Below are 5914 nucleotides of genomic sequence, written 5' to 3'. Positions count from 1 at the left end.
TTTGCTGGGCGAGAACGGCCTGGAAGTTCCGCTGAAGAACGGCGAAACCGCGTATTTCAATTATTACTGGCTGCGGGACAATTGCCCGGCTTCCTTCGATCCGGAAACCCGCGAACGGGTGTTCGACATTTTTGCCGAAGAAAGCCGGCCCCAGGCCGTCTCCGCGACGGTTTCCAACGGGTATCTGGAAGTGACGTGGGCGGGGGCCGGCCACGTGACGCACATGCCGCTGGAAACCTTGAGCAACTACGCGGAGGGCCGGAAACGTGCTGACCCGGCCAATCTGGTGCGAAAACCCTGGTACGCGGATCACTACCCGGCCGTCGGGCGGTTCGCTCATGCGGATCTCGTCGCTGACAAGGCCAATGTGAAGTCCTGGGTGGAAACCATGCTGACGGATGGCGTCGCCCTCATCACCGGCCTGCCGGACACCGACGCAGCGCTGCTGGAGACCGCCAGCCTGATCGGGCATGTTCGCCCGAGCTATTTCGGTCTGGTCTTCGAGGTCAAGACCCACATCAAGCCGACGAATCTCGCCTTCACCTCAAAGGCGTTGGAGCTGCACACCGACCTGCCGTCCGAGGATTTTGCACCGGGTGTCCAGTTCCTGCATTGCCGGGCCAATTCCGTAGAAGGCGGTGACAGTCTTTTCGTCGACGGGCTGGCGGTGGCCGAGGACTTCCGCAAGCTCTATCCCGAAGACTTCGACCTTCTGGTCTCCACCGATGTGCCTTATTATTGCGAGCACGACACTTTCGACATGCGCGCCCGCCAGCGCGTGATCGAACTGGATGAATACGGCAACATCTCCGGCGTCACCATCAGCCAGCACCAGGCGGATATTTTCGATCTGCCTCAGAGGGAACTCGACCGGTTCTACCCGGCCTTCTGCCGGTTCGGACGGATGATGCAGGAGGAGAAATACCTGATGCGCTTCCGTCTCAATGCCGGGGAATGTATCGTGTTCGACAATCACCGGATCGTGCATGGGCGTGCCGCCTATTCCGCGACGAGCGGCGACCGGCACCTGCGCGGCTGTTACACGGACCGGGGCGAGATGCGGTCCACCTACCGCATCCTGTCCGGGGAAGGGAGGTTCAAATGAGCATGATGCTGGATATGTCGCTGTCTTCGCCGGAGGTGCGCAGCGAACAGGCCTTGCGCGAGGATCTTGCCGCCGCTTTTCGGCTGGCGGTGCGGTTCGGCTGGCACGAATCCGTCGGCAATCACTTCAGCGCCGCTGTCTCCGAGGACGGGTCCAAGTTCCTGATGAACCCGAAATGGCGGCATTTTTCCGAGATCAGGGCGAGCGACCTCTTGCTGCTCGACGCCAATGACGAGACGGTCATGGCCGGCGAGAAGGCGCCCGATCCGTCCGCCTGGTGCATTCACGGCACGGTTCACCGGACCAATCCGAAGGCACGGGTCCTGTTCCATTGCCATCCGCCGAACGCGACGGCACTTGCCACGCTGCAGGATCCGTCGATGAAGCCGATCGACCTCAACACCGCGCGCTTCTTCGGCAAGGTTGCCGTCGACCTCGGTTTTGGCGGTATGGCGGACGAAGCGGAAGAGGGCAGGCGGATTGCCGAGACACTCGGGGACAAGCCGGTGCTGATCATGGGAAACCATGGCGTTTCCGTCTCCGCTGTCACGGTCGCCGAAGCCTTCGAGACCCTATATTTCTTCGAGCGGGCCGCCGAGACACTGCTCAAAGCCTATTCAACGGGACAGCCGCTCGCTGTCATGTCGGACAATCTCGCCGCCAAGACCGCTGCCGAATGGGAGCCTTATGTCGGTATGGGCTACGAGCATTTCGGTTTCTGGAAGCGCGAGCTCGACCGGAGCGAGCCGGATTACAAGAACTGAGGTTGGAGCGAGAGAACGCCTCCCAAACCGGATGAAGTCACCCCGGACAAGCGAAGCGCAGATCCGGGGCCCACTCGCAAGGCAACTTGCCTACGCAGACGGAATGACCGGGATGGCAACTGCAAAGCACCAACGCTCTGGAAACGAGCAGGCCCCGGGTCTCCCTTTGGTCGCCCGGGGTGACGACAGAGCAGCTTTGGCAATCGTCTTGAAACAGCGAATCCGCCGGACCGAGAAGACGCTCTCCAGGATGGGCCAGGGGCACGGACGGCACTCCGGGCCACCCGAATTTTCGAGAAAAATTCCCTGTAGTACTCCCCTAATACCCGCTCAATCTCTTCGCCTGCTAGCGTTTCTCCATCGCTTACTGCCAAGCTGGAGGACGAAGCATGAGTGCGAAGAAAATTCTGATGATTACCGGTGATTTCACCGAGGACTATGAAACCATGGTGCCGTTCCAGACGCTGCTGGCCATGGGCTATCAGGTCGATGCGGTCTGCCCGGGAAAGAAAGCCGGCGAGACGGTTGCCACCTGCATCCACGATTTCGAGGGCGACCAGACCTATACCGAAAAACGCGGTCATAACTTCACGCTGAACGCGACATTCGCCGAGGCTGACGTCGCGTCCTATGATGCGCTCCTGATTCCGGGCGGCCGGGCACCGGAATACCTGCGCCTCGATGCCGATGTTCTCGCCGCCGTCAGGCACTTCATGGACGAAGGCAAGCCGGTCGCCGCCATCTGCCACGGCGCACAGATCCTGACCGCCGCCAGGGTCATCGACGGCCGCACGGTTTCGGCCTATCCCGCCTGCCGCCCGGAAGTGGAACTGGCTGGGGCAACCTACGCGGACATCGCCATCGACGGAGCTGTCACGGACGGCAACCTTGTCACCGCACCGGCGTGGCCTGCCCATCCGGCCTGGCTGTCGCAGTTCCATGCGGTGCTGAGCGGTGAAGCAGCCGGATCCATGGCGGCTTGAAGGCAAGGTGGTTGGGACATGAGCCCAGCCACGTAAATCGACCTCATCCTGAGGAGGGCCGTCAGGTCCGTCTCGAAGGATGGGCCGCAGGCACATGAGCAAGTGGCCCATCCTTCGAGACAGCGCTTGGGCGCTTCTTCAGGATGAGGTTTTTAAGGTAGGTCGAAATTTTAGTTGTCATGTCGCGGCTACCGTTCACCCAGATCTCTAACCCTTCCCCGCCAGGGGGAAGGGAATTAGGCTAGGCCCTCGGCGGGAGAACTGTTTCCAGAACGCAGCTTCCCACGTGAAATCCGGGAGCGAATGATGCCGGGAGGAATACACCCATGTGCAAACTCTTTATTGATGCCGATCCGGCGCTTTGGGAAAGCACGACCAAGTCGCTGCGCATCGACGGCATGGTGACCTCGGTGCGCCTGGAAACCTTTTTCTGGAAGGTGCTGGACGAAATCGCGGCGCGCGACGGCATGAATGTGGTGCAACTGATCACCAAGCTGCACCATGAAAGCATCGACGCCGGGCATGACCTCGGAAATTTCACGAGTTTCCTGAGGGTCTGCTGCGGCCGGTACCTGGCCTTGCAGCTTTCCGGAGATGTTCCGGCCGACAAGCGCCTGCCGATTGCCGGGCTCGATGCGGACGGAATTCTGGAGGCCGAGAGCGGACGGGTGCATTAGAGGTGTTGTCTCTGACCCCTGACGCCTCGTTTAGCCGAGCCGCGCGCTGACTTCGTCGGCAATCGCCAGGGCTGAAGTCAGGCCCGGAGATTCCATGCCGTAGAGCGCAACCAGCCCTTCGAACCCGTGCGCCTCCGGTCCGTCGATGCGGAAATCCGCCGCCGGTTCGCCGGGAGCGGAAATCTTCGGCCGGAAACCGCAATAGTCCGGGATGAGGGACCTGTCCGGCAGGCCCGGCCAGTAGCTGCGGATGGCGGCGTAGAATTTATCGCCGCGCGCCGGGTCCACTTCGTAGTCGATCCTGTCCACCCATTCTACGTCCGGACCGAAACGGGCCTGGTGCTGCAGGTCAAGGGTGATGTGAACGCCGGAACCGCCCGGTTCCGGAACCGGATAGACGAGCCGGGAGAAGGGCGCCTTGCCCTGCAGCTTGAAATAATTGCCTTTCGCCAGATAGGCCTTCGGGGCATCGGCACCCGGCAGTTCCGCCATCAGGCCCGGCGCACCGTGGCCTGCGGACACGATCAACTCGCGGCAGGTGAGGGCGGTGCTCTCTTCCCCGCCGGCGTCGACGGTGATCCGGTAGCCGTCAGCGCAGCGCTCGATCTGCCGGACCTTGCTGTTGAGCACAACCTGGCCGCCGTGGCTCTCAAGGCCGCCCTGAAGGGCAAGCATGTACCCGTGGCTGTCGACGATGCCGGTGGAAGGGGACCAGAGCGCACCGACGCAATCCAGCTCGGGTTCGATCTCCTGCAGCTTGCGGCGGTCGTAGAAGACCAGATCGGTCAGCCCGGTGTCGAGCGCCTGCCGGTGCAGGCGCTCCAGTTCCGGCAACTGGGTTTCGCTCCCGGCAACAATCAGCTTGCCGATGCGCTCATGGGCAATGCCGTTTTCTTCGCAGAAGGCATAAAGCTGGTGTTTGCCGGGCAGGCACAGTTTGGCCTTCAGGCTGCCGGGCGGGTAGTAGATCCCGGCATGAATGACTTCGGAGTTGCGGGCGCTGGTCTCCGAGCCGATCAGGCCGTGTTGTTCCAGCACCATGACCTCGCGGCCCGACTGGGCGAGGGCGCGGGCGCAAGCGAGGCCTATGACGCCGGCGCCGATGACGAGGGTTTCTATGTCGTGCATGGAAAGTTCTGCTCCACGTGTCGTCCCGGTTTGGCGCCGCGCCAAGGCGGGGAGCCAAGGCGCCTCATAGCCTGTTGTATTTACAAACTTATTATGAAAATTCCTGCGTCCCCGCTTTCGCGGGGATGACAGCTATCCTTTGCCACAAGCGGCGCAAATTTCCCTTCCCCACAAAAGGGGAAGGGACTTGGCTGCGGCTCAGCCCCACCACTGGTCCGGGTCGAAGGAGCCGGCGGCGTCCTCGATTACTTGGCCGACCTGGAAGAGCGTGCTCTCGTCAAAGGGTTTGCCGATGAGCTGCAGGCCGAGCGGCAGGCCGTTGGAGTCGAGACCCGCGGGCACGGAAATGCCCGGAAGACCGGCCATGTTCACGGTCACGGTGAAGATGTCGTTCAGGTACATCTTGACCGGATCCGCATGCAGGTCCTGATCGGCGACACCGAAGGCGGCCGACGGCGTGGCCGGGGTCAGGATGGCATCGACGCCGTTCTGCCAGGCCAGGTCGAAGTCGCGCTTGATCAGGGTGCGCACCTTCTGGGCTTTCAGGTAGTAGGCGTCGTAATAACCCGCGGAGAGCACATAGGTGCCGATCAGAATACGGCGCTTCACCTCTTCCCCGAAACCTTCGGCGCGGGTGTTCTCATACATCTCGACGATGTCCTTGCCCGGCACGCGCAGGCCATAGCGGACGCCGTCGTAACGGGCAAGGTTCGAAGAAGCTTCGGCCGGAGCGACGATGTAATAGGCCGGCAGGGCGTATTTGGTGTGCGGCATGGCGATGTCGACGATTTCCGCGCCGGCGTCCTTCAGCCACTGGACGCCCTTCTGCCAGAGCTCTTCGATCTCGCCCGGCATGCCTTCCATGCGGTATTCAGCCGGAATGCCGATCTTGAGGCCCTTCACCGACTTGCCGATGGCCGCTTCATAGTCCGGCACCTCGATGTCGACCGAGGTGGTGTCCTTCGGGTCGACGGAGGCCATGGATTTCAGAAGGATGGCGCTGTCGCGCACGGTGTGGGCGATCGGACCCGCCTGATCGAGCGAGGAGGCGAAGGCAACGACGCCCCAGCGCGAGCAGCGGCCATAGGTCGGCTTGATGCCGACTGTGCCGGTGAATGCGGCCGGCTGGCGGATCGAGCCGCCGGTGTCGGTGGCCGTCGCCCCCATGCACATGCGCGCGGCCACGGCCGAGGCGGAGCCGCCGGAGGAGCCGCCCGGAACAAGGTCCTGGTTGGAACCCACCTTGCGCCACGGGTT

General features: G+C 62.4%; 6 protein-coding genes. 4 read left to right on the top strand and 2 right to left on the bottom strand.

Annotated elements, in window-relative coordinates:
* The first annotated feature begins 1 nt into the window (after nt 1).
* The 4 genes from ACQY7U_RS17375 (at nt 2) to ACQY7U_RS17360 (ending at nt 3529) form a co-directional block, all read left to right on the top strand.
* Complete coding sequence (locus ACQY7U_RS17375) at nt 2-1105, top strand: TauD/TfdA family dioxygenase (protein WP_428646974.1); 1104 nt, start codon at nt 2-4, stop codon at nt 1103-1105.
* Nucleotides 1102-1869: a class II aldolase/adducin family protein gene (locus ACQY7U_RS17370; protein WP_428646972.1), complete on the top strand. Its 768-nt coding sequence runs from the start codon at nt 1102-1104 to the stop codon at nt 1867-1869. The genes ACQY7U_RS17375 and ACQY7U_RS17370 overlap by 4 nt, the downstream gene beginning before the upstream one ends.
* A 389-nt stretch (nt 1870-2258) precedes the next feature.
* Nucleotides 2259-2852 carry a DJ-1/PfpI family protein gene (locus ACQY7U_RS17365; protein ID WP_428646969.1) on the top strand — a complete coding sequence of 198 codons (594 nt, stop codon included), beginning with the start codon at nt 2259-2261 and terminating at the stop codon, nt 2850-2852.
* Nucleotides 2853-3178: 326 nt separating this feature from the next.
* Complete coding sequence (locus tag ACQY7U_RS17360) at nt 3179-3529, top strand: ribbon-helix-helix domain-containing protein (protein ID WP_428646967.1); 351 nt, start codon at nt 3179-3181, stop codon at nt 3527-3529.
* 30 nt (nt 3530-3559) lie between these two features.
* On the opposite strand, the gene ACQY7U_RS17355 is transcribed toward ACQY7U_RS17360, so the two are convergent.
* Nucleotides 3560-4657, bottom strand: coding sequence for an NAD(P)/FAD-dependent oxidoreductase (locus tag ACQY7U_RS17355; RefSeq protein ID WP_428646964.1), 1098 nt, complete (start codon nt 4655-4657; stop codon nt 3560-3562).
* A 198-nt stretch (nt 4658-4855) separates the two neighbouring features.
* Nucleotides 4856-5914 (bottom strand): amidase family protein (locus ACQY7U_RS17350; protein ID WP_428646962.1); only part of this gene is annotated, 1059 nt, incomplete at its 5' end.

The organism is Roseibium sp. (assembly GCF_050301095.1).
Classification (GTDB): Bacteria; Pseudomonadota; Alphaproteobacteria; order Rhizobiales; family Stappiaceae; genus Roseibium.
Note: the sequence above shows the minus strand (reverse complement) of the source record. Positions and strands in the feature narration are given on the sequence as shown.